At 49.9% G+C, this 22112-nt stretch carries 16 protein-coding genes; all 16 read left to right on the forward strand.

All coding sequences use genetic code 11. From position 1 onward, the window contains the following. Positions 1 to 1276: type VI secretion system baseplate subunit TssK (gene tssK / locus ABY802_RS08630; RefSeq protein ID WP_372626642.1), on the forward strand; the 1276-nt coding region annotated here is incomplete at its 5' end. Positions 1277 to 1295: 19 nt separating this feature from the next. Further along, complete coding sequence (gene icmH, locus ABY802_RS08635; protein ID WP_372626643.1) at positions 1296 to 2645, forward strand: type IVB secretion system protein IcmH/DotU; 1350 nt, start codon at positions 1296 to 1298, stop codon at positions 2643 to 2645. A 22-nt stretch (positions 2646 to 2667) separates the two neighbouring features. After that, positions 2668 to 6213, forward strand: a complete 3546-nt coding sequence (tssM, locus tag ABY802_RS08640) for a type VI secretion system membrane subunit TssM (protein ID WP_372626644.1) — start codon at positions 2668 to 2670, stop codon at positions 6211 to 6213. Next, positions 6195 to 6923 carry a type VI secretion system-associated protein TagF gene (tagF, locus tag ABY802_RS08645; protein WP_372626645.1) on the forward strand — a complete coding sequence of 243 codons (729 nt, stop codon included), beginning with the start codon at positions 6195 to 6197 and terminating at the stop codon, positions 6921 to 6923. The genes tssM and tagF overlap by 19 nt, the downstream gene beginning before the upstream one ends. Positions 6924 to 6940: 17 nt before the next feature. Next, on the forward strand, positions 6941 to 7714 hold the full coding sequence (locus tag ABY802_RS08650) for a PP2C family serine/threonine-protein phosphatase (RefSeq protein WP_372626646.1): 774 nt from the start codon (positions 6941 to 6943) through the stop codon (positions 7712 to 7714). A gap of 78 nt (positions 7715 to 7792) precedes the next feature. Next, positions 7793 to 8881: a type VI secretion system protein TssA gene (gene tssA / locus ABY802_RS08655; protein WP_372626647.1), complete on the forward strand. Its 1089-nt coding sequence runs from the start codon at positions 7793 to 7795 to the stop codon at positions 8879 to 8881. 71 nt (positions 8882 to 8952) lie between these two features. After that, positions 8953 to 9453 (forward strand): type VI secretion system contractile sheath small subunit, encoded by a 501-nt coding sequence (gene tssB / locus ABY802_RS08660; protein WP_290609703.1) that lies wholly within the window; start codon positions 8953 to 8955, stop codon positions 9451 to 9453. A 1-nt stretch (position 9454) separates the two neighbouring features. Further along, entirely contained in the window at positions 9455 to 10945 is a 1491-nt protein-coding gene (gene tssC / locus ABY802_RS08665) for a type VI secretion system contractile sheath large subunit (RefSeq protein ID WP_372626648.1), read from the forward strand. 54 nt (positions 10946 to 10999) lie between these two features. Further along, positions 11000 to 12535 (forward strand): type VI secretion system contractile sheath large subunit, encoded by a 1536-nt coding sequence (gene tssC / locus ABY802_RS08670; RefSeq protein ID WP_372626649.1) that lies wholly within the window; start codon positions 11000 to 11002, stop codon positions 12533 to 12535. Positions 12536 to 12545: 10 nt separating this feature from the next. Beyond that, positions 12546 to 13403, forward strand: coding sequence for a type VI secretion system accessory protein TagJ (locus ABY802_RS08675; RefSeq protein ID WP_372626650.1), 858 nt, complete (start codon positions 12546 to 12548; stop codon positions 13401 to 13403). A 35-nt stretch (positions 13404 to 13438) separates the two neighbouring features. Then, on the forward strand, positions 13439 to 13897 hold the full coding sequence (gene tssE, locus ABY802_RS08680; protein ID WP_372626651.1) for a type VI secretion system baseplate subunit TssE: 459 nt from the start codon (positions 13439 to 13441) through the stop codon (positions 13895 to 13897). Further along, entirely contained in the window at positions 13897 to 15729 is a 1833-nt protein-coding gene (tssF, locus tag ABY802_RS08685; RefSeq protein ID WP_372626652.1) for a type VI secretion system baseplate subunit TssF, read from the forward strand. Before tssE ends, tssF begins: the two co-directional genes overlap by 1 nt. Positions 15730 to 15753: 24 nt before the next feature. After that, a complete protein-coding gene (gene tssG, locus ABY802_RS08690) occupies positions 15754 to 16749 on the forward strand; it encodes a type VI secretion system baseplate subunit TssG (protein ID WP_372626653.1) in 996 nt (331 codons plus the stop codon). A 20-nt stretch (positions 16750 to 16769) separates the two neighbouring features. Then, positions 16770 to 19403, forward strand: coding sequence for a type VI secretion system ATPase TssH (tssH, locus tag ABY802_RS08695; protein ID WP_372626654.1), 2634 nt, complete (start codon positions 16770 to 16772; stop codon positions 19401 to 19403). 309 nt (positions 19404 to 19712) lie between these two features. Further along, complete coding sequence (locus tag ABY802_RS08700; protein ID WP_097109775.1) at positions 19713 to 20192, forward strand: type VI secretion system tube protein Hcp; 480 nt, start codon at positions 19713 to 19715, stop codon at positions 20190 to 20192. Positions 20193 to 20288: 96 nt separating this feature from the next. Further along, positions 20289 to 22103, forward strand: coding sequence for a type VI secretion system tip protein TssI/VgrG (gene tssI, locus ABY802_RS08705; protein WP_372626655.1), 1815 nt, complete (start codon positions 20289 to 20291; stop codon positions 22101 to 22103). Positions 22104 to 22112 lie beyond the last annotated feature (9 nt).

Below are 22112 nucleotides of genomic sequence, written 5' to 3' on the forward strand. Positions count from 1 at the left end.
ACACTTTCAACAGCAAGACCGCCATCTGCATTATAGCCAACAAAGCCGCCAGGCGCAGTTAGCGCCCTTTAGCTGGGGCATCTACGACTATCAGCTGGACAGCCAGTGTTTAAAGTTCAGTCAGTTTGGCTTAAGCCGTTTGCGCGGTATCCTGCCCGATGGCACTTTGCTGGAATTACCCGATATTGAGCCACTGCCGGCACCGCTTAGCATTGCCAGAGGGTGTCGCGACCAGCAGGTGTATCTTTGCCTGGCGGTTGATAAAGCGAATGGTTTAAATATTGCTGAGCAACAGAGTGAACAGATAACCCGCTTTCATTTTGCTGATCATACCCTGACCGACACCAGCTTAGCCGAAGCGGCGGTTGAAACCTTGCAGTTAGCCAGGCTCAGCGTGTTGCTAAAACTGGAAAGTGACGATAGAAGTGGCTTTATTGGTGTTGCAATTGGTCGGATCCGGGAAGTGACCGATCAGGGCGAAGTGAAGCTAGACGACAAGTTTATTCCGCCACTACTTAATGTGCAGCGCAATCCACCGCTAAAAGCATTGATAAATGAAACCCTTGGTATGCTTAACCAGCGGGCGCAGGCATTAAGCAGTCGGATCAGCAAAGGTCAGGGTACCAGCAGCTCTATTGCCGACTTTCTGATGTTACAGGTGCTGAACCGGTATGAGCCGCTGTTAAAGCACTGGCAGCAACTTGATGGCAGTAATCCACTGGCGTTGTATCAGCTGATGGTCACTATGCTCGGTGAACTTGCCACCTTTACCAGCAAACAGAAAAGGCCGCCAGAGTTTCCGCCCTATATTCATCAGGATCTGACCACCGTTTTTGGCAACTTAGCGGTGATTATGAATCAGACGCTCAGTGTGGTGCTAGAGCAAACTGCTCAGGCATTGCCATTAGAGCAAGCCAAGTTCGGTATTTTAGTCTCGCCGCTAACCGACAAAACGCTGCTGGAATATGCCCAGTTTGTGCTGGCAGTCAGCGCTGACTTACCTGCTGAAGACATCCGCAAACATTTGCCGGCCAGACTTAAAATTGGTCCGGTCGAGCATATTCGTGAATTGGTCAACAACCAACTTCCCGGCATACCGGTTACCGGCTTACCGGTTGCACCAAGGCAGGTGCCATATCATGCCGGTTATCACTACTTCCAGCTGGATAAAACCAGTATTTACTGGCAGCGACTGGCAAACAGTGGCGCACTGGCTTTGCATTTATCAGGGAATTACCCCGGCTTAAAGCTGGAACTCTGGGCGATTAAGGCCTGAAATATAGGGATAGAAGACAATGTCTGATCAAACTATTATGAAACCCCGGCCAGGAGGTCGTGCGCAGCGACCAGAAATTACCTCTGCTGCTCCGGCTGCACCCCTAGCAGCGGGCGGGGGCGCAACAGCTACCAGCGCCAGTGTTAATAATGATAAAACCCGCATTGCCACTGGCAATCGCAATAGTACGCCGGGCCAAGGGCCGCAAACCTTGTCGATCAGTGACAACGTGTTAGTAGATGAAGCCGCGATCTTATTTTCTTTGGTGGCACCGATACGCAGTACTGCCAGTCATAATGATGTTAATAGCTTAAAAAAGCAGTGTGTGAGTTTAATTAATCAGTATGAGCAGCAGCTGCGTGCCAAAGGCGTTGTGGCAGAAGTGATTGAACAGGCCCGTTATACCTTATGCTGCTTTATTGATGAGATTGTGCTCAACACCAGTTGGGGTGGCAATAGTGACTGGGCGACAGAGAGCCTCTTGTCAACATTTCATAATGAGACCTTTGGTGGTGAGTATTTCTTTACTCTGCTGGAGAGTGCAATAAACCAGCCTTCGCAAAACCTGACGTTACTGGAATTGCAGTATTTATGTCTGTCTTTTGGTTTCGTGGGCAAAATGCGGGTTGAAGAGCGCGGCTACGAAAAACTGGAGCTGATCAAGGATCGCGCCTACAAGGCGATTCGAAGCCAGCGTGGCGAGCCTGCCCGCGAGCTGTCGCCAAAATGGCGCAGTGATGTGGTGCAATCCGGTGCCCTGGAAAACCGCTTGCCGCTGTGGGTATTGTGCTCCGTTGTTGCCGCCTTATTGCTTGGCGTCTATATGTATCTTAATTACCAGGTTAATAATTACTCTGATCAGGTTCATCGTCAGTTAAATGCTCTGGTGAACTGGCAGCCTGATGTGGTGTCAGGCCAGAGTGGTAAACCCCATCAGGATGCTATCCGCTTACAACAACTGCTGCAAACCGAAATTCGGCGCGATATGTTACAGGTGATAGAGCTGCCTGATCGGGTGCGGATCCGGGTAGGGTTGCATCATCTATTCACCCCGGGTGGCGTCACCATTAATGAAAGCTTTATGCCGGTTATTACCAAAATAGCCAGGTCACTCGAAGGCGTTGAGGGGCGTATTCTGGTCACCGGTTTTACCGACGACTTACCCATTTTTACCAGTAAATATCCGTCCAACTGGCATCTGTCACTGGCCCGCGCTAATGCGATGGCGGACGCCCTGGCTTTGGGGGGCCAGTTACATGGTCGGTTATGGCCAGAAGGACGAGGTGAAGCTGATCCCATAGCGACCAACGATAGCGCCGCAAACCGGGCGCTGAACCGGCGGGTAGAAATAGATTTGTTAGCGCAATAGCCAAGTGCAAAGGATTAGAAGTATGAAAATTAAAGGATTTTTTCTGTCATTGCGCCGCATTCTGACCGCCGGCTGGGTGATAACCTTACTTGGCTTAACGGCACTGGCGCTGTTGATTTGGTTTGGTGGACCCTTAGTGGCAATTGCCGGTGTTGAGCCATTAGCCAGTACCACCGCCCGGCTGGTGACCCTGCTGCTTATTGCGCTGATCTGGGGCGCCAGCCATTATATTCGTGGTATGCGCGAAGACCGCTCGCATAAGCAAGCGGTAGATACTTTGCTTAATGGCGAGGCGCATCAGCAACAAGATGCGATGGCGAAACGGGATATTGAAATACTGCGTAGCCGAATGCAAAAGGCGCTGGATATTTTAAAACATGCCCGCTTTAGCAAGGCACGGGATATCTATCAGTTGCCCTGGTACATGCTGATTGGTCCGCCAGGGTCAGGTAAAACTACCGCGTTGCAACAGTCTGGCCTGGAGTTTCCGTTAAAGGAACAAATGGGAGTTGATGCTATTGAAGGTATTGGTGGCACCCGGCAGTGTGACTGGTGGTTTACTAATCAGGCGGTGTTAATAGATACGGCCGGTCGCTATACCACGCAGGACAGTCACGCCCAGCAGGATGCGACAGCCTGGCAGGGGTTTCTGGGCTTACTGCGCAAGCACCGGCCACGCCGGCCAATAAATGGCGTAATTGTATTTGTCAGTCTGGCTGATTTACTGAACCAGACCCGCACCGAGCGTAACTTACATGCCAGGGCAATAAAGCAACGGGTGCAGGAGCTGCAGAACCAGCTCGGGATGAGCTTTCCGGTTTATGTGATGTTTACTAAAGCGGATCTGATTGCCGGCTTTTCTGAGTTTTTTGATGATCTGGCGCCGGAAGATAGAGAGCAGGTATGGGGTACCACCTTTTCGCTGGAACCGGAGAACGAAGAAAAAGGGATTGTGGCTCAGTTTAATAAAGAATTTCATGCCATGGTTAACCGGCTACATCAGCGCTTGTACTGCCGGTTACAAACCGAGCGGGAGCAGCAGAGTCGGGCTGCTATTTATGAATTTCCGCGCCAGCTACGATTATTGCAAAGTGCGGCTGATGACTTTCTGAAAGAGATTTTTTCACCCAACCCATTTGAAAAAGCCACGATGTTGCGTGGCGTTTATATTGCCAGCGCCACCCAGCAGGGCCAGCCGATTGATCGGATTATGGCGCAGTTAGGCGGCAATTTCGGCCTGGCTGAACCACCGCTGCGCCGGCATAGTGGCGAGGGGAAAAGTTACTTTTTGACACGTTTTTTTGAGCAGATTGTGATACCGGAGCGTGAGCTGGCCTCGGTAAATTTGCAACATAAAAACAAACATCGTTGGATCCGCCATGGCACTCTGGCCGCCACTGCCGTGGCTTCAGTCTGGTTACTGAGTGCCTGGACCTCAAGCTACCATTGGAACCGACAGCTGGTCGATGAGGTCGCGCTGTCTTTGCAGCAGTATCATAGTCTGGATCAGTCGCAAGCGCAGCAATCGATGCTGCAACTTAACGAGCAGCTTAACGTGCTGCGCGATATGCCCGCCGGCTATGCCGGTTTATTACCGGCAGATGGACCGAAGAATCTTGGTTTATATCAGGGGGACAAACTAGGTCAGTCTGCTAAAACCGCTTATCAGCGGGCTTTGTATACCGACTTTGTGCCTTTCCTGCTGAACAGTTTGGCCTCAGAGATGCAGCAGCATGCAGAGCATCGGGATTATTTATATGAGACGCTGAAAACCTATCTGATGATTTTTCAGCCGGAGCGGTTTGAGGCAGAGCAGGTGCAGGCATGGTTTGCGCAGTTTACCGAACGTATGTTGCCCGCTGATATCAACCAGCCGCTTCGAACCTCATTGCAAAGCCATCTGGATGCGTTATTGCAGGCAGGTATCCAGGGCGCCCGATACGATGAAAATGTCGTCGCTGACACCCGCAACTTACTGATGACAGTGCCTTTAGCCGAGCGCGCTTATCAGCGGATCCGCACCGAGCTGATGGACAGCCATATACCAGATTTTCGCCTGTCAGATGTGTTGGCAACTGACAGCGTAACACTATTCAGTCGACGAAGTGGTAAACCACTACGCCAGGGCATCTCAGGCTTGTATACCTATCAGGGGTTTCATGGCGTTTTTAATATTGAAAAGCGTCGGATCATTCGCCAGTTGCTGGCAGACAGCTGGGTATATGGTGAGGAAGACGCGGCGGCCGGTGAGCAGAGTAATGCGGATTTATCTGCAAACGTAACTCTGCGTTATTTGCGCGACTACGTGTATTTATGGCATGAATTGCTAAACGACATTGAAATGCAACCGATTACCAATGTCGAGCAGGGACTGGCCCTTACCAGGATCCTGGCTGGGCCGGAGCAGCCTATTCAGAACCTGATAAAAGCGGCGCAGCAAAACCTACGTTTAACGCAGTTGCCTGAATCGGCTGAGCTGGATATGGCGGCAGATGTTGCCGGGAAAGTAGCGAAAACACAGTTTTCCAGTCAGTCCACCCGCTTAAACCGGATACTGCCAGATGAAATGCCGGATGTCAGTCGCAGCTTACCGGGTAAAGAAGTTGAGGCAGCGTTTTCAGCGCTGCTGGCCATTGAACCTGTGCAACTGGAGCAAATTGGCCAGACTACCCGGCGTTATTATGATTATCTGGAGCGGCTATATGCGCCAGGGGGCAGGGCACGTCAGGCGTACGCTAATCAGCTGAACTCGCAGGAGGGCAATGAGCTTAATGTGGCACTGCGTCGGTTACGCAGTGAAATCCCCGCGCCGTTTAGTACCTGGCTGGGTAATATTTCCAGCGATACGGCGCAGCTTTTTGCCAGCGGCAGTCGTCAGCATATTAATGAAGCATGGCAAGGCAAGGTACTTAGCGAGTATCGTGGTGCTATCGCCGGTCGTTATCCGCTGAACCGCAAGGCTGAGGCAGATATTAAACTACGTGATTTTGAGAAGTTTTTTGGTTACGGCGGCACTCTGGACAGTTTCTTTAATGATTATCTGAGCCCATTTGTTAACACCAGTCGCACCGCCTGGACCTTTAAAAAAGATATCGGTCTTAATGCTAATGTGCTGCAGACATTTCAACGCGCCCAGCGCATACGGAGTACCTTTTTTGAACCGGGCAGCCAGAAGTTAAAAGTCGGTTTTAGTTTAAAACCATTATTTCTGGATCGGCATATTACCCACCTGATGCTGGATATAGCGGGGCAGGAATTGTCTTACCGGCATGGACCAACCCGTTCCAGCCAGTTCTACTGGCCGGGCGATCGCAACAAACTGCAGACCCGGCTGGTATTTACCCCGGCAAATGCTGGCTTATCATCTAATGTTAGCTATCAGGGTGAGTGGTCCTGGTTCCGGTTACTGGATGAACTGACCCTGGCACGACCGCAAACCCGCACCGACAAAGTGCTGCATCTGGCAGTGCAGGGCAATAAGGCCCGGCTGGAGTTGGTTCCAGATACGGTAAATACGCCGTTCTGGAGTAGCGAGTTGGAGGCATTCTCGTGTCCGGCCAGTCTGTAGCACAACCGGTGGTATCACCCTTGGGTATTTGTGGCAAAGTGGCCAGCCAGGGAGATTTCCTGGCGCAGGGACTTGAGGTTGCCTTTGTCGACAGTTGGAATGAGTGGCTGCAAGCGGTGCTTGCGGTAAGTCGTGAGCAACTGGGAGCGGCGTGGCTTGAAACTTACCTGACCAGTCCGGTGTGGCATTTTGCCTTATCACCCGGGGTTTGCAGTGATCAGGCTATGGCAGGTACGCTGATGCCATCGGTGGATCAGGTGGGGCGTCACTTTCCCTTTACCCTTGCCGCTGAACTTTCGGTAACGCCGGTTCAGGCGTGGCACGAACGAGGCTGGTGTGAAGAGCTTGAGCAACAAGCACTTGCCACTCTGGACGATGGCTTTGAGCTGCAGCGCTGGCTGACTGCGCTGGCTAAGCTGCCGGTAGCCTGGCCTGAGTCAAAACGGATCCAGGTCAGCCAAAGCAGCAACGAAGCTATCCGCCAGGCCTGGACTATCAGTGCCAGTGCGCCGCTGGAAAGTCTCGGTCTGTTACATCAGAGTTACCTGCAACAATTTTCTCGTTATTGCCTGTGGTGGACTAACGGCTCTGAGCACGTCGCCCCGTGTTTGCTGGTGACCTCTGGTTTGCCTCAGGTGAGTCAGTATGCTGCCATGCTGGATGGTGACTGGTCGCGCTGGAACTGGCAACAAAAACAAATTCAATATTAATCCGGATGGTGACATTAATGATGCAAATTGCATTTCATGCCCAAAGCCACAAAGGCTTAGTTCGCCAACTTAATGAAGATGCGTGTCTGGCACTACCTGAAGCCGGCGTATGGGCTGTAGCTGATGGTATGGGTGGGCATGCCGCGGGTGACATTGCCAGCCGGATGGTAATGGACCTGCTTAAAACGGCAGTGGCAAGTGCAGGGGAGGCGCTAAGTGCGGCCCTATTAAACCAGGCATTGCAGGAGGCTAACCGGGCACTGGTGAAATACAGTCAGCAGCAATTGCTTGGCACATTGGCCGGCTCTACGGTGGTGGTATTGTTTATCCAGCAGGCTACCTATCATTTACTCTGGGCTGGTGACAGCCGCTGTTATTTGTTACGTAACAATACTTTAGAGCAGTTGAGCCATGATCATAGCCAGGTTAATGAAATGGTAGCGCAAGGCTTACTGGCTGCCAGTGAAGCAGAAAGTCATGAGCTGGCAAATGTGATTACCCGGGCGGTAGGGGTTGATACTGAACTGGAGGTCGCTATTCGTTCAGATAGCTGTCAGCCGGGTGATTTATTTTTGCTGTGTACCGATGGTTTAACAAAAGAGTTACCTGACAATGAAATTCATCAATATTTAAAACATGATGATATAGCCGACGCCAGCAAAGCATTATTGCACTCCACGCTTGTAGCCGGCGCTAAAGACAATGTCACCAGTATCCTAGTGGAGCTCAAAGGCCACTTAAATGTTAATTCAAATGACAAAACAATACCGTTAAATCGCAAAGTTGTATAAATATAGTTTGAAATGTTGTTATTTCGTGAACTATAAAGTAACATATTTTGCTGTTGATGTACTTAATGGTTAATTGTGATGGATCGCAGTGAATTAATAAATTTTGAGTTGTTAATTAAACCCGTAGCGGAGCATGCACCGGCGGGCATCGATCCACGTAGCGATATTTCACCTACCTCACAGTACTACACCTTAAAAGACGTTCGCAGTCAGGCTCGGGCCAATGAGCGGGCCATGCTGTTTGAAGATGATGATTTTCAGGCACTGGTGCTTGACTGGCGACCGCTTGCCCAGGCTTTACCCGATATATTAACTGAGCAAAGTAAAGATCTGGAATATGCAGCCTGGTTGATTGAAGCCTGGTGTCGCACCGAGGGATTTGCTGGCTTGGCAGCGGGTTTTAAAACCACGCGGTTACTGATTGAACAGTTTTGGAAAGATATTTATCCGTTACCCGATGATGAAGGCATGGACGCCCGGATAGCACCGTTGATTGGCCTTAATGGTTATGAAGGTGATGGTGCATTAATAACCCCGATATTAAGTATTCCCATCACGGATGTCAGCTCGGTGGGCTGTTTTGCCTGCTGGCAATATGTGCGTGCGGCGGATTTATCCCGCAAAGACGAGAATAAACAAAAACTGCGCGCCGATGCCGGCATCGCCAGTCTGGAGCAAATTCAACAGGCGGTACAGGAAACACCCGCCGGTTTTTATCAGCAGCTTTACAGCGACATTCAATTGGCGATGGCCGAATTTAAACGGTTGTCTGATGTGATGGATGCCGCGATGGAAGGCTCACCGCAGCCGACAACCGCCATTAGTAAAGCAATGCAGAAATGTCTCGATGCGGTGAGCTATCTGGCGGCAGATAAGCTGAGCGTGGCTGAACATCATGCGCCAACGGATGCTGCTGATACCGCTGTTAACCTGAACCCGAATAACGTCGACGCGCAACTGCAATCACGTCAGCAGGTTATTCGTTCGTTACAGCATGCTGTTGATTTTTTTAGAAAAACCGAACCGCATTCGCCAATGTCGTATGCGCTTGAGCAAGTGATCCGCTGGAGTGATCTCACATTGCCGGAGCTGTTGCAGGAGCTGATTGACGATAACAATACCCGAAACATTTATTTTCGTCTGGCGGGGATCCCGCAGACCAAGTAGTACAACCTGAGTAGTGCAACCGGCCAGCGTTGCCTGCGCGGCCACGACAGACAAATGATAGGAGAGCGTAAATGGAAAGTATTCACAGTAAGTTGTCACGGGTACGCAAACCCAGAGTTCACATTACTTATGATGTTGAGACTGAAGGCAACGCGGTAAAAAAAGAACTGCCTTTTGTAGTAGGGGTAATGGGCGACTTCGCCGGTCACAACACTCAAGCGTTAAAACCATTAAAAGATCGGCGTTTTGTCCAAATTGACCGCGATAATTTTGACGAAGTATTAAAACGGATGAACCCAAAGCTAAATTTTAAAGTGGAAAATAAGCTGGCCGGCGACGGCAGCGAGTTTGCAGTCGATTTGCAGTTTAAATCGATGCAGGACTTTGAACCTGCGGCCATCGTGCGCCAGGTTGAACCGCTGGAGAAACTGATGGCTACCCGCAATAAGTTACGGGATCTGATGACCAAAATAGACCGCTCTGAAGATTTGGAAAATATTCTGGAACGGGTACTTAACAGTGATGCTGACCTGCAACAGCTGGCGCAGGAACTGAATGTAGAGGATAAATAATATGAGTACGGAAGCTTTAGCACAAAGCCACGACAGCAGCACTGAGTTTGCGTCGCTACTGGACCAGGCTATCGGTGCCACCAAGCAGACAGATGCGTCGCGAGCCGAAGAACTTATTCGCACCCTAACCGAAGAAGCAATGAGCGGCACGGTCAGCTGGAATAAAAATTTGACGGTAACCTTTAACGAAGCGATTAACCGACTGGACACCCTGATCTCAGATCAGCTGGCGGCCATTATGCATGCGGAAGATTTTCAGAAATTAGAAGGCAGCTGGCGTGGGCTTAATCATTTGGTGACTAACTCTGAAACGGGCAGTTCACTTAAAATCCGCATGATTAGCATGAGCAAAAAAGAGCTGTACAAGGATTTAAGTAAAGCGGTCGAGTTTGACCAGAGCCAGACCTTTAAAAAAGTCTATGAAACAGAGTTTGGTACCCCAGGTGGTGAGCCTTACGGCGCGATCATTGGTGACTATGAGTTTACCAACCATCCGGAAGATATTGAAACGCTGACCTATATGTCTAATGTTTCTGCCGCTGGTTTTTGCCCGTTCCTGTCCAGTGCCTCACCGGCGTTATTTGGTTTTGACGAGTGGACTGAACTGTCTAAGCCACGCGATTTAGAAAAGATTTTTGAATCGCTGGAATACACTAAATGGCGTTCATTCCGTGACAGCGATGATTCACGCTTTGTGACGCTGTCAATGCCACGGGTACTGGCACGCCTGCCTTACGGTAGCACGACAGCGCCGGTAGAAGAGTTTGGCTATGAAGAATTTGAATTAGATGGCCAGAAAGCCGTCGCCAAAAATACTCACCATAACCACTATTGCTGGATGAATGCCGCCTATGTATTGGGTAGCCGGTTGACCAATGCTTTTGCACAATATGGCTTTTGTACCGCCATTCGCGGGGCAGAAGGCGGCGGTAAAGTGGAAGGTTTACCGTCGCATATCTTTATGAGTGATGATGGTGATCCGGATCTGAAATGTCCTACGGAAATTGGTATTACCGATCGGCGTGAAGCAGAGCTGGGTAAAATGGGCTTTCTGCCATTATGCCATTATAAAAATACCGACTACGCGGTGTTTTTTGGTGCCCAGACCGCGCAAAAACCGAAAAAATATGATAGCCCGGAAGCCACCGCAAATGCCGCTATATCAGCCCGTTTACCGTATTTGATGGCGACATCACGTTTTGCCCATTACCTGAAAGTGCTAGCCCGTGACAAAATTGGCAGCTTTATGGAGGCCGAAGATGTGGAAGTGTGGCTCAATCGTTGGATCCTGACTTATGTTAATGCCTCAGAAGGCAGCGGTCAGGAAGTGCGGGCCCGTTATCCACTGGCGGATGCCAAGGTGCAGGTGCGTGAGATCCCGGGACGTCCTGGTTCTTATAATGCCGTAGCCTGGTTACGGCCATGGTTGCAGCTGGAAGAATTGTCTACGTCATTACGTTTAGTAGCCAAAATTCCGGAAATGGGTAGCTAAGCACGGTTTAGTAACCAACTCTGAGCAGTGATAACAGGCAGGGACGGATAAGTCATGGTTGACGCAGTTAATTTTGTTGCTGATACAGTATTTGATACGGATGAGGGCAGCAGGCCCTGTCCGTCCTATGCCAGTTATGCCAGAACAGGTTTACTGAGCCGATTTTTGCGTGAATCCAATCCGCTGAAGGCGGTATTGTTCTGGCTGCAGCATATTGAAAACCGCCCCTGTGCCGGGGCGGCTTCTATTGCTCCGGTGCTGGGCCGGGCCATTGCCGAAATTGACAGCCTGATTAACCAGCAGCTTAATGCACTGTTGCATCACCAGACATTTCAGGCATTGGAGGCCAGCTGGCGGGGCTTGTTGTACCTGACAGAGCAGGCCGAACGTTATGATCGCGAACAAAAAGTAAAAGTTAAACTTATTTCACTATCCTGGCCTGAGCTCAGTAAAGACATCAACCGGGCTATCGATTTTGACCAGAGTGATTTCTTCAAACTCATTTACGATAACGAATTTGATATGGCAGGTGGCGAGCCATTTGGCGTTTTGATTGGTGATTATCAGATCAGCCATAAAATCCGTCGTGGCCAGAGTATTAATGATCTCGATACGTTACAGGAAGTAGCGCGCACTGCTGCCGCTGCATTTGCGCCTTTTATTACCGCTGCCCACCCTTCGTTATTCGGGGTGGATCATTTCTCAGAACTTGGCCAGGTGACGGATATCGCCAGCCAGTTTAAACAGCCGGAATATGTTAAATGGCGGGCGCTACGAAACATGGAAGACGCCCGCTTTCTGGGCTTGGTATTGCCACAGGTTCTGATGCGCCCACCTTACAAGGACGATGGCAGCCGCACTGAAGGTTTTGTGTTTAAAGAACAATTTAGCCGGCCGCAGCGGGATTATCTGTGGGGTAATGCCGCCTGGGCGTTTGCCGGCGTATTGGTCAGGGCCTATTGCGAGTCGGGCTGGTTTGGGCAAATACGCGGCATGAAGGCAGGCCATTACAACTTTGGTCTGGTAACTCATCTGCCTGTTAGCCAGTACGAAACCGAAAAATACCAGTCTTTCAATAAGCCTTCGGTCAATTTGCTGGTGGGGCATCGCTTTGAAGCGGCGTTATCTGATGCCGGTTTTGTGCCGCTATCGGCTGTACCGTACAGCGATTTTTATGCGTTTTATAACAATGCCTCGGTGCAGGAAGCAAAAGCCTACGATAAAACCTTGTCGAGTGTAAACGCCAGGCTATCTGCCATGTTGCAGTACATCTTATGTGTGGCCCGGTTTGCTCATTACATTAAGGTGATAGGTCGCGACAAAGTTGGGGGCTATGTCTCGGCAGAAGAATGCGAGCAGGAATTACAGCGCTGGCTACATAACTACACCACAGCTTCTGAGGATGCGTCATATGAAGTGCGGGCGCGCCGGCCTTTGCGTGAAGCGCGAATAAAAGTGAAAGAAAAACGGGGCCAGCCCGGCCGCTATTATTCAGTGATCCAGTTACAGCCCCACTTTCAGCTGGATCAGATGGTGACATCAGTAAAATTAGTCGCGGAGCTTTCTCCAAAGCAAAAGGCGTCAGCCTGAGGGATCTTAAATGAAAAAACTTAATACCTTAATCAGTAGCGGTCAGTTACCCGATGCGTTAAACCATGCCCTGACAGTACTGCGGGACGACCCACTCAATGCTCAGATGCGGGCGGTATACGTTGAGCTGTTGTGTATAGCCGGTGAGCTGGACAAAGCCGATGCGCAGTTGGACATGATAGTACGTCAGCATCCGGACTGTTTGCTTGGCGCCGTCAATGTAAGACAGCTTATCCGGGCAGAAACTGCCCGGCGTGACTTTTACCAGGGTGGCATGACGGCCACATTATTTGGTGAGCCAGCGCCGATGTTCAGCGCACTGTTAAAGCTTCGTTTAGCTATGCATGAGCAGGACATTGTCGCGGCGACGTTAGCGGCCGGGGAGATGGAACAACTGCGGCCACAGGTTGCTATTGCCTGTGGCGATAAGCGCCATACGGATATCCGTGACCTGGACGACAGTCTGGGGGGATATCTGGAACTGTTTGGTACCGATGGCAAATATTACCTGGCCGGGTTTGAGCAAGTTGCCAGTTTAAAGCTGCATCCGGTGAAAAGCCTGCTCGACACCCTTTGGCGGCGGGTTGATATCAGTATTGTCGACGGCCCACAGGGAGAGGCTTTCTTACCAATGATTTATATGGTGAACCCTGTTGCTGATGCTGGCGTTGCTGCCGATAGTGATCCGTTACTACAACTTGGCCGGGCGACCGACTGGCATGAGTATAGTGATTGGCTGATTACCGGTACAGGCCAGAAAATGTTGTTGCTGGGCGAGCAGGCAATAGCACTCAGTGAGATTACCGAGCTTAACGCCATCAGCGAAGCTGAGCCTGCAGCTGCAGCTGGCGCGGCAATGGCTGAATAACCAAGATGAAGGTGCATCAGAAACAGGCGCTGCAAATGTCGCTGCTCGATCGTCTAATTGATGATGCACCTGGCCAGAAAGATCCCGGCCGGCAACGTCGTGGCTTTGATTTAAAAGCGTTGCGACAAAGTGTCCGGAGGGATTTAGAAAACCTGCTCAATACCCGGGTGCAATGGCACGTCTGGCCAGAGAATTATCAGCAGTTGCAGCAAAGCCTGCTGAACTATGGTCTGCCGGATTTTTCGGTAATGGTGGTCGACTCAATTGAAGGCCGCCAGCAGTTGTGTAGGGCAGTAGAGCAATGTATCCGCCGTTTTGAACCGAGGTTTGTTGAGGTTGAAGTGTCATTAGCCGATGACGATCAAACCATTGAGCGGGTGTTACGGCTGCGGATCCAGGCATTGCTTTATGCCGACCCCGAGCCGGAACATATTATGTTCGACTCCGAAGTGGAACCGGTGCATCTGGGGCTGACCATCAGGGATTATCAGTAATGAATGATGAGTTATTAAAGTATTACAATCGTGAACTGACGTTTATCCGCAGGATGGGTGCCGAATACGCCGAAAAATATCCGAAAATTGCCGGTCGGTTGCGCATTAGCGAAGAGACAGTTGAAGATCCCCATGTCTCGCGGTTAATTGAAGGTTTTGCCCTGCTTAGTGCTCAAATCCGGCAGAAGCTGGATGACAGTTTTCCCGAACTTACTGATGCCTTGCTGGGCCAGATGTATCCTGATTATCAGGCACCTATTCCTTCCGTATCGGTTTTAAAGCTGGTCAGTCAGAATGTCTCGACATCGGGTATTAAGATTAAACGTGGCACTCAGTTTGAAACCCGGGCTGAAGGGCTGAAGCCCTGCACGTTTCAGAGTTGCTATGACACCGATATCTGGCCGCTGGAAGTGGTGCAGGCCGAATTTAAGAATGCGCCATTTCATGCGCCAAAACCGCCAGCCAGTCAGACCGCGAAGGCCTTGCTCAAGTTAACCCTAGCCTGTGAGTTTGATAACACCTCGTTGCAGGAATTGGCTATAGGCCAGTTGCGATTCTACCTTAATGGTCAGCGTCATCATGTCTATAAGCTGTTTGAATTGATCCTGAGGCACGTTATTAGCATTGGCGTGGCGCCGACAGGCCAGTCTGAGCAGATGAAGTTTTTGCAACCTCGTCATATCCAGGCTATTGGCTTTGCCGATGATGAGCAGGTTGTGCCTTACAGTCAGCGCAGTTTCAGTGGTTACCGTTTGCTTATTGAGCAATTTTTATGTCCGGAAAAGTTTCTTTTTTTTGCCCTGACCGGGTTGGATCCAGGCTGGCCGGGTATTGCCGATAAGGTAGATTTGTATTTTTATCTGGCCGAAGGGGCAGATGAGTTAGAGCGCCATGTTACCGCCGATAGCGTGTTACTGGGCTGCACCCCGGTGATTAACTTGTTTAAGCAAAAACTTGAGCCGGTGAAGTTAGAGTCGGCCCAATATGAGTACCGGCTGGCGCCGCGCTATCTGGACGCTGATGTCTGTGAGGTGGTCCAGGTACAACAGGTACAGGCTTTTGATCCACAGGGAAATGAAGTGACCCTCAATCCTTATTACAGCCAGGGTCACCCTGATTATCTGGCGCAACAGCAATTGTTCTGGCACACCCGGCGTGAATTTGTTGACTGGGCGGGGGGCTATGCGGAAGCGGGCACCGAAGTGTATTTATCCATTGTTGACCGCCATTTTAAGGGCGTCAGCAGCCATGATGAACAACAAAACTGGGTTATTCAGGTTAACGCCCTGTGCAGTAACCGCAATCAGCCAGCTTATTTGCCCTTTGGTGGCGGCGAGCCGGAATTTGCCATCAGTAAACACGCTGATGTGATTAAATCGGTACGTTGTCTGGTGGCACCCACCATGAGCATTCGCCCGGCACTTGCTGAAAGCAGCCGCTGGCAGCTGGTAAACCACCTTACCCTGAACCATTTTAGTGGTGAGCAGGCGTTAACGGTATTGCAGGAAACATTGAAACTGTACGATTTTCGTTGTACGCCGGAATCAAAAGCGTTAATTGACGGTATCACCGGCCTGACCCTGAGCAGTGGCTCAGCGCGGGTTAATCAGCAGGGCCGGATTGCCGTTTGCAGCGGTACCGACATTTTGCTGGAATTCAGCCAGTCTGCTTATGCTGGCAGTAATGTGTATTTTTTCGCCAACATTCTCGATGCTTTCTTTGCCCAGTATGCCAGCATCAACAGCTACACCCGGCTTAGTGTCAAACTAAAAGAGCATGAACAACTCTACCATCGCTGGCCTGCCAGAGTAGGTAGCAAGGTATTGCTATGAGGATGGCATGATGGGAGAGCCACGATGAGCTTCGCCGCGTTAGTTGCCAGCCCGGGCGATTTTGACTTTTACCAGGCGGTATATCAGATAGAGCGCCAGTTAAGTGCTGAGCAGAAAAAGTGGCACGGGGTAGGACGCGATGCGTTTCCCGGCGCAGAGCTGGTCCGGTTTAAGGCCGAGCAACATTTAGGTTTTGCCGGCCAGCCTATTAATAAAGCCAATGCACGTACCAACGATAACGATCAGCTGGCATTGGAATTATATGTCAGTTTCCTGGGGTTAACCGGGCCCAGCGGGGTAATGCCGCAGCATTATACCGAGATGTTATTGCAGCGCTTAAAGCAACGCGATGGCGCCATGCGCGACTTTTTCGATATGTTTAATCATCGGCTGATTTCACTGTATTACCGGGCCTGGGAAAAATACCGGTTTGCTTGTCAGTATGAGATTGCCGATGGCTTAAATGATCCGTTCAGTAACTTACTGCAACAACTCAGTGGCTGTAATGACAACCTTGGTGTGTATTACGCGGGGGCGTTTAGCCAGCGCAATCGCTCACGCCAGTTTTTGCAGCAAATATTAACGGATTTGCTGGGCGCACCGGTTAAGGTGGTTTCTCTGGCGGGCCGCTGGTTGGCGCTGGCCAAAGAGGATCAAAGCCGGCTTAGCAGTCGCACCCTGCCTGAAGGTCAGAATGGCATGCTGGGCCAAACCAGTATGTTGGGACAGCAGGTGTGGGATGTCAGCTCAGTAGTAGTGATTGAAGTGGCCCCACCAGCCACCACACTAGCCGGTTTTTTGCCAGGCGCCAGTCATTACCAGTTAGTTCAGCATATTGCTGGCCGTTATCTCGACCCTCATTTGCAGGTTCGGTTGCTGATAAAAGGGAAACAACAAGATTTTACCTGTAGCCGTCTGGCTGACAGCACAACGTCGCTGGGCCGGGGTAGCCGCTTAAGTATTCGCGCTGCAATGTCGCAGCATCCCGCTCAGGTTGGTTTCCAACTGGGCCGGCTTTAATTAATGCACAGGAAGCATTTATGTCGACACATTCTCTAAAAAGTCTGGTAGAAACCCTCAATAACGACTGTAAACAGGCACTTGAAGCTGCGACGGCGCGTTGCCAGTCTCGCAGCCACTATTCGGTAGAAATTGAACACTGGCTGGATGCTTTAGTACAACGCGATAGTGCTGACTTTTCACTGGTGTTTCGGGCATTCGCCGTTGACACAGATAAAGTGCGCCAACAGCTGCAACAAGCCCTGGAGCAGCTGAAAACCGGAAATAATTCGTTGCCGGGGATCTCGGTACAACTGATTGGCTGGCTAAAAGCAACCTGGCTTAACACCACCATTGAGTTTAATGACCATCAGGTTCGTAGTGTCTACTTATTATATACCCTGCTGCAGGACGAGAGTCTGTCAGGCCTGATGCTACGCCGTATCCCAGAGCTGGATAAAATAAACGCCGCCGAGCTGTTACGGGTATGGCCGAATCTGGCGGCTCAGTCGGACGAACAGGGCGGGGTAGCAGTTGCAGCTGCAAAGCCTGGTAAAACGCCGGCACTGGATCAATTTACCATTGATTTAACCGCACAGGCGCGCGCCGGCAAGATTGATCCAATAGTAGGCCGCGATTTTGAGATCCGCCAGATGATCGATATTTTAACCCGCAGGCGCCAGAATAATCCGATATTAACGGGTGAAGCCGGTGTGGGTAAAACCGCTGTAGTGGAAGGCCTTGCCTTACGGATTGCAGCAGCTGACGTGCCGGAAAAACTTAAGGCTGTTGCGCTGCGGGTGCTTGATTTGGCGCTGTTACAGGCAGGTGCAGGTATGAAGGGCGAGTTTGAGAATCGCTTGAAAAACGTGATTAATGAAGTAAAGCAAAGCCCTACGCCGATTATTTTGTTTATTGACGAAGCCCATACCATGATTGGCAGCGGCGGTCAGGCCGGACAGAACGATGCTGCCAATTTACTGAAACCCGCGCTGGCTCGCGGTGAACTTAGAACCATCGCCGCCACTACCTGGGCCGAATACAAAAAGTACTTTGAGAAAGATGCGGCATTAACCCGGCGTTTTCAGGTGGTAAAAGTAGAAGAACCGAGCCCGGCAAAAGCCGTATTAATGATGCGCGGTTTACTTGACGTGATGGAGAGCCATCATGGCGTGAGTATTACGGACAACGCATTGCAAGCCGCCGCGTATTTGTCTGATCGCTATATCAGTGGCCGCCAGCTGCCGGATAAAGCAGTAGGGCTGCTTGATACCGCCTGTGCCAGGGTAGCGATGAGCCAGGACGCAATACCCGGCCCGGTGGAAGATCAACAACGTATGGTTGATCAGTTAACTCGTGAAATCAGCGTATTGCAGCGCGAGCAGACGCTGGGCGAGATGCACACCCATCAGCTTGAGGCGTTACAACAGCAATTAGCGCAGGTAAAAACGTTACTTGGAGAGCTGCAGCAACAATGGCAAACCCAACGTGAGTGGGTTGCCAGGGCACGGGAGTTAGCAGCACAGCTGCAACAGGATGCCAGAACGACAACGAGCGACAACCCTGAGCAGGGCACTGAAACACCGGTTAATACCGGGCCACTGCTCGAGGAGCTGAGTGCGCTGCGGGCGTCATTAGCTGAACTTAGCACCCCGATGGTGCATTGGCAGGTCACCGGGCAATTGATTGCAGAGGTGGTGGCCGACTGGACGGGTATACCGCTTGGTAAAATGCACTCTGATGAAATAAATACGGTGCTGGCTTTGGAACAACACCTGGCAGAGCGGGTTGTTGGCCAGCAACATGCGTTGCAACTGATTGCCCGAACCGTGCAAACCTCACGAGCGCAACTGGCAGATGAGAACAAACCAAATGGTATCTTTCTGTTAACAGGCCCCAGCGGAGTGGGAAAAACGGAGACGGCACTGGCGATAGCAGAACAGGTTTACGGCAGTGAAGATAACCTTACCGTTATTAACATGTCAGAGTTTAAAGAAGAACATAAAGTGTCGTTGTTACTGGGCTCGCCTCCTGGCTATGTCGGCTACGGTGAAGGCGGCATTTTAACTGAAGCCGTGCGTCGTAAGCCTTACAGTGTGGTGTTGTTGGATGAAATGGAAAAAGCGCATCCCGGAGTGCAGGATATTTTCTATCAGGTATTTGACAAAGGGTCGATTAAAGATGGGGAAGGACGTGATATCGATTTTAAAAATACCATCATTATTATGACTTCTAATGTCGGCACAGACACCACGATGCGGTTATTTGAAGACGCTGAAACGGCTCCCTCTGTTGCTGGCCTGACCAAAGCGTTAAAAGACGATTTACTGCAGATTTTTAAACCCGCTTTTTTGGGTCGTTTAAACGTTATTCCTTACCTGCCACTGGACGATGACAAACTGGCGATGATTAGCCGATTGCAGTTACAGCGGATTGAGCGGCGGTTACAACAGCACTACAGTGCCGATTTCAGCTATCAGAGTGGGGTGATTGACGCCATTGTCAGCCGCTGTCAGGACGCTGGCTCCGGTGCCCGTACTATCCACAATATTCTGCAAAATACCTTATTACCGGAGTTGTCAGTCATGATCCTGCAGCGCAGGGCGCAGCAGCAAACCATTGAGCAGGTGCAGCTAAGTTTTAATGGCGAAACTTTCGATTACCATATTGATTAATTATTACATTTAATAAACAAATTAAGTTGTAAACTATTTTTGTATTTTTTGCTGACTTAATCAGTTAATTAAATAAATAAATAGTTAATTAAAAGTTGATCATAGTTTCTTAGAATGTATAATTTGTACAGTTTGAAAAAGTACTTTACCAACAAAGTCCGCTTTAATGTTTAAACATTGTTAAATATGTTTGTGGTATGCATAGTGGCTGTAGGAAGTGTTTTTTTTGGCGTTTGGCCGGGGTGAGTTTGCCCGGGTTTATATCTGTCCTGTGTGGACACTATTTTAAATATGCAAAAGGAGCATAGCATGCAAGCAAATACCTACCTGCAGTATGGCGCGATCAAAGGCGAATCTACCGCTGATGAATTCAAAGACATGATCACTGTTTTATCTATGGATTGGGGTTCTCACCGCGAGTTAACTTCATACACCGGTACGGCGATGGATCGTGAAGCCAGTTCTACCCGGTTGAACGATATTGTTATTACAAAACTGCAAGATAAATCATCACCGGATTTATTCAAAGAAGCGACTATTGGTAAAGGCCAGAAGGCGGTATTCCACATTACCAAGCAAGGCGACAAAATTGAAGAAATCATGAAAATTGAACTGACTGATGCGATGATCAGCAGCTATCAGATGTCAGTTTCAGGCGACCGTCCTGTTGAAACTATCGTGATCAGCTACACCGAGTTGATGATGACTGTTACTCCAACAGACGACAAAAACAACGTTACTGCACCACTGGTATACGGTTACAGCGGCGTTAAAGGCGCCAAGCTGTAAGGTTAAGCTGCAGCTGATGCCGCTTGCGGTGTCAGCTGTACTTACTGAAAACCAGCCCGGAATTTTTACCAATCCATTCTTGATTGAGGCGAACGGATGCAAAAAGCTACCCAGGATGAAAACAGCATCAGAATTGATACCCCGCTGGGTAAAGATGCGCTTTATCTGACCCGCTTTGTATTAGATGAAGGAATATCCCGGTTATTTTCACTGGCCGCAACGGTTTATACTAATGGTCAGGAAATAGCAGCTAAAGAATTGATTGGTAAAGAGGTTTGTATAACTCTTGAATTGGGAAATAACCGCCAGCGTCATATTCATGGTGTGGTAGCCTCGCTTAGTTCGCTGGGGTTACGGGTAAACAAAGACGCCGGTGGCAATAACTTTCGCGACTATCATCTTAGTATCGTGCCAGCAGCATGGTACATGCAGCATAAGGTGAATAGTCGCATTTTTAAAGCCAGCAATGTGCTGAAAATTGTTGAAATGCTGGCTGCTGAACATGGTATTACCCTGGACGCCAGTTCTAAAATCAGCGGCAGTTATCCCGATTACGAATATAAAGTACAGTACGAAGAAGCTGATTTCAGTTTTATCAGTCGTTTGCTGGAGCAAGAAGGTATTTTCTACTTTTTTGAACACAGTAAGGGCCAGCATAAGCTGATACTGGCTGATAAAGCGTCGGCTTATCAGCCTTGCACAGAGAACCAGGTTAAGTTTCACACCGGCACCCTGGCAGAGGCACATATTAGCCAGTGGCAAAAAGCCATACGGATGGTACCGGGCAAGTTTGTGCAGCGTGGCTACAATCTGGAAAAACCTAAAGCGCTCCCTACCGGCACCTATGGCAAGGGGAGTCTGGTGAGTAAACATGCTGATTATGAAATCTTTAAATACGAAGCAGAAGCTGAAACCCACACCCGCGCGAACGCCATAGCCACCATCAGACTTGAAGCATTGCAACGTGATATGGCCATGCAACAAGGGGCCAGCAGTTGCCGCAGTTTTACCGCCGGACGTACTTTTACTATCAGTGAGCATGAGGATAAAGCAGAAGAGGGCAAGCAGTATGTTATTACCGACTTGCGCTTAGATGCCGCCATTATCAGTCAGACGGGTGCTAACCAAAGCGCCGGGACAATCATTAGCAACAGCTTCCGTTGTGTGCCCAAAGAGGTGGCATACCGGCCTTTATTACAAACCGCAAAGCCGCTGGTGCAAGGCGTACAGACGGCTACTGTAACCTGTAAAGGCTCTGAGGAGATTTCGGTTGACGAACTGGGCCGGGTAACCGTGAAGTTTCACTGGGATCGCAGCGACATAACTGATCATGAAAGTTCTTGTCCGATCCGGGTGAGTCAGAATTGGGCAGGCAAAAAATGGGGCATGTTTTTTTACCCGCGCCGGGATCAGGAAGTGCTGGTGGAATTTTTAAATGGTGATCCTGATCAGCCGGTAATCATCGGTGCTGTTTACAACTCTGACCATATGCCGCCATACGATTTACCCACAGATAAAACTCAGAGCGGGATTAAAAGCCGATCCAGTGAAGGGGGGGCGGCCGATAATTTTAACGAAATTCGGTTTGAAGATAAGAAAGGCGATGAGCTGGTTTATTTGCATGCCGAAAAAAACTTAACCATGCAGGTTGAGCACGACCAACAGATCAGTATCGATAATGACAGTACGCGTCTGATTAAGGGTAATGACCAGGACACGGTCAATAAAGACCGGACCATAAAGGTGGATGGCGCTGAAACGCATAAAGTAGGCAAAGCACTCACTATTGAGGCAGGAGATGCCATTACCATTAAAACCGGCGCCGCCTCGATTGCCATGAAAAGCGACGGATCCATTGCCATTAAAGGCGTTAACATTACGATCAATGGCGCTAAAGTCAGTATTAACTAGTGCAAACGC

It is taken from the genome of Arsukibacterium sp. (genome assembly GCF_041616895.1).
In the GTDB taxonomy this organism is placed as follows: Bacteria; Pseudomonadota; Gammaproteobacteria; order Enterobacterales; family Alteromonadaceae; genus Alishewanella.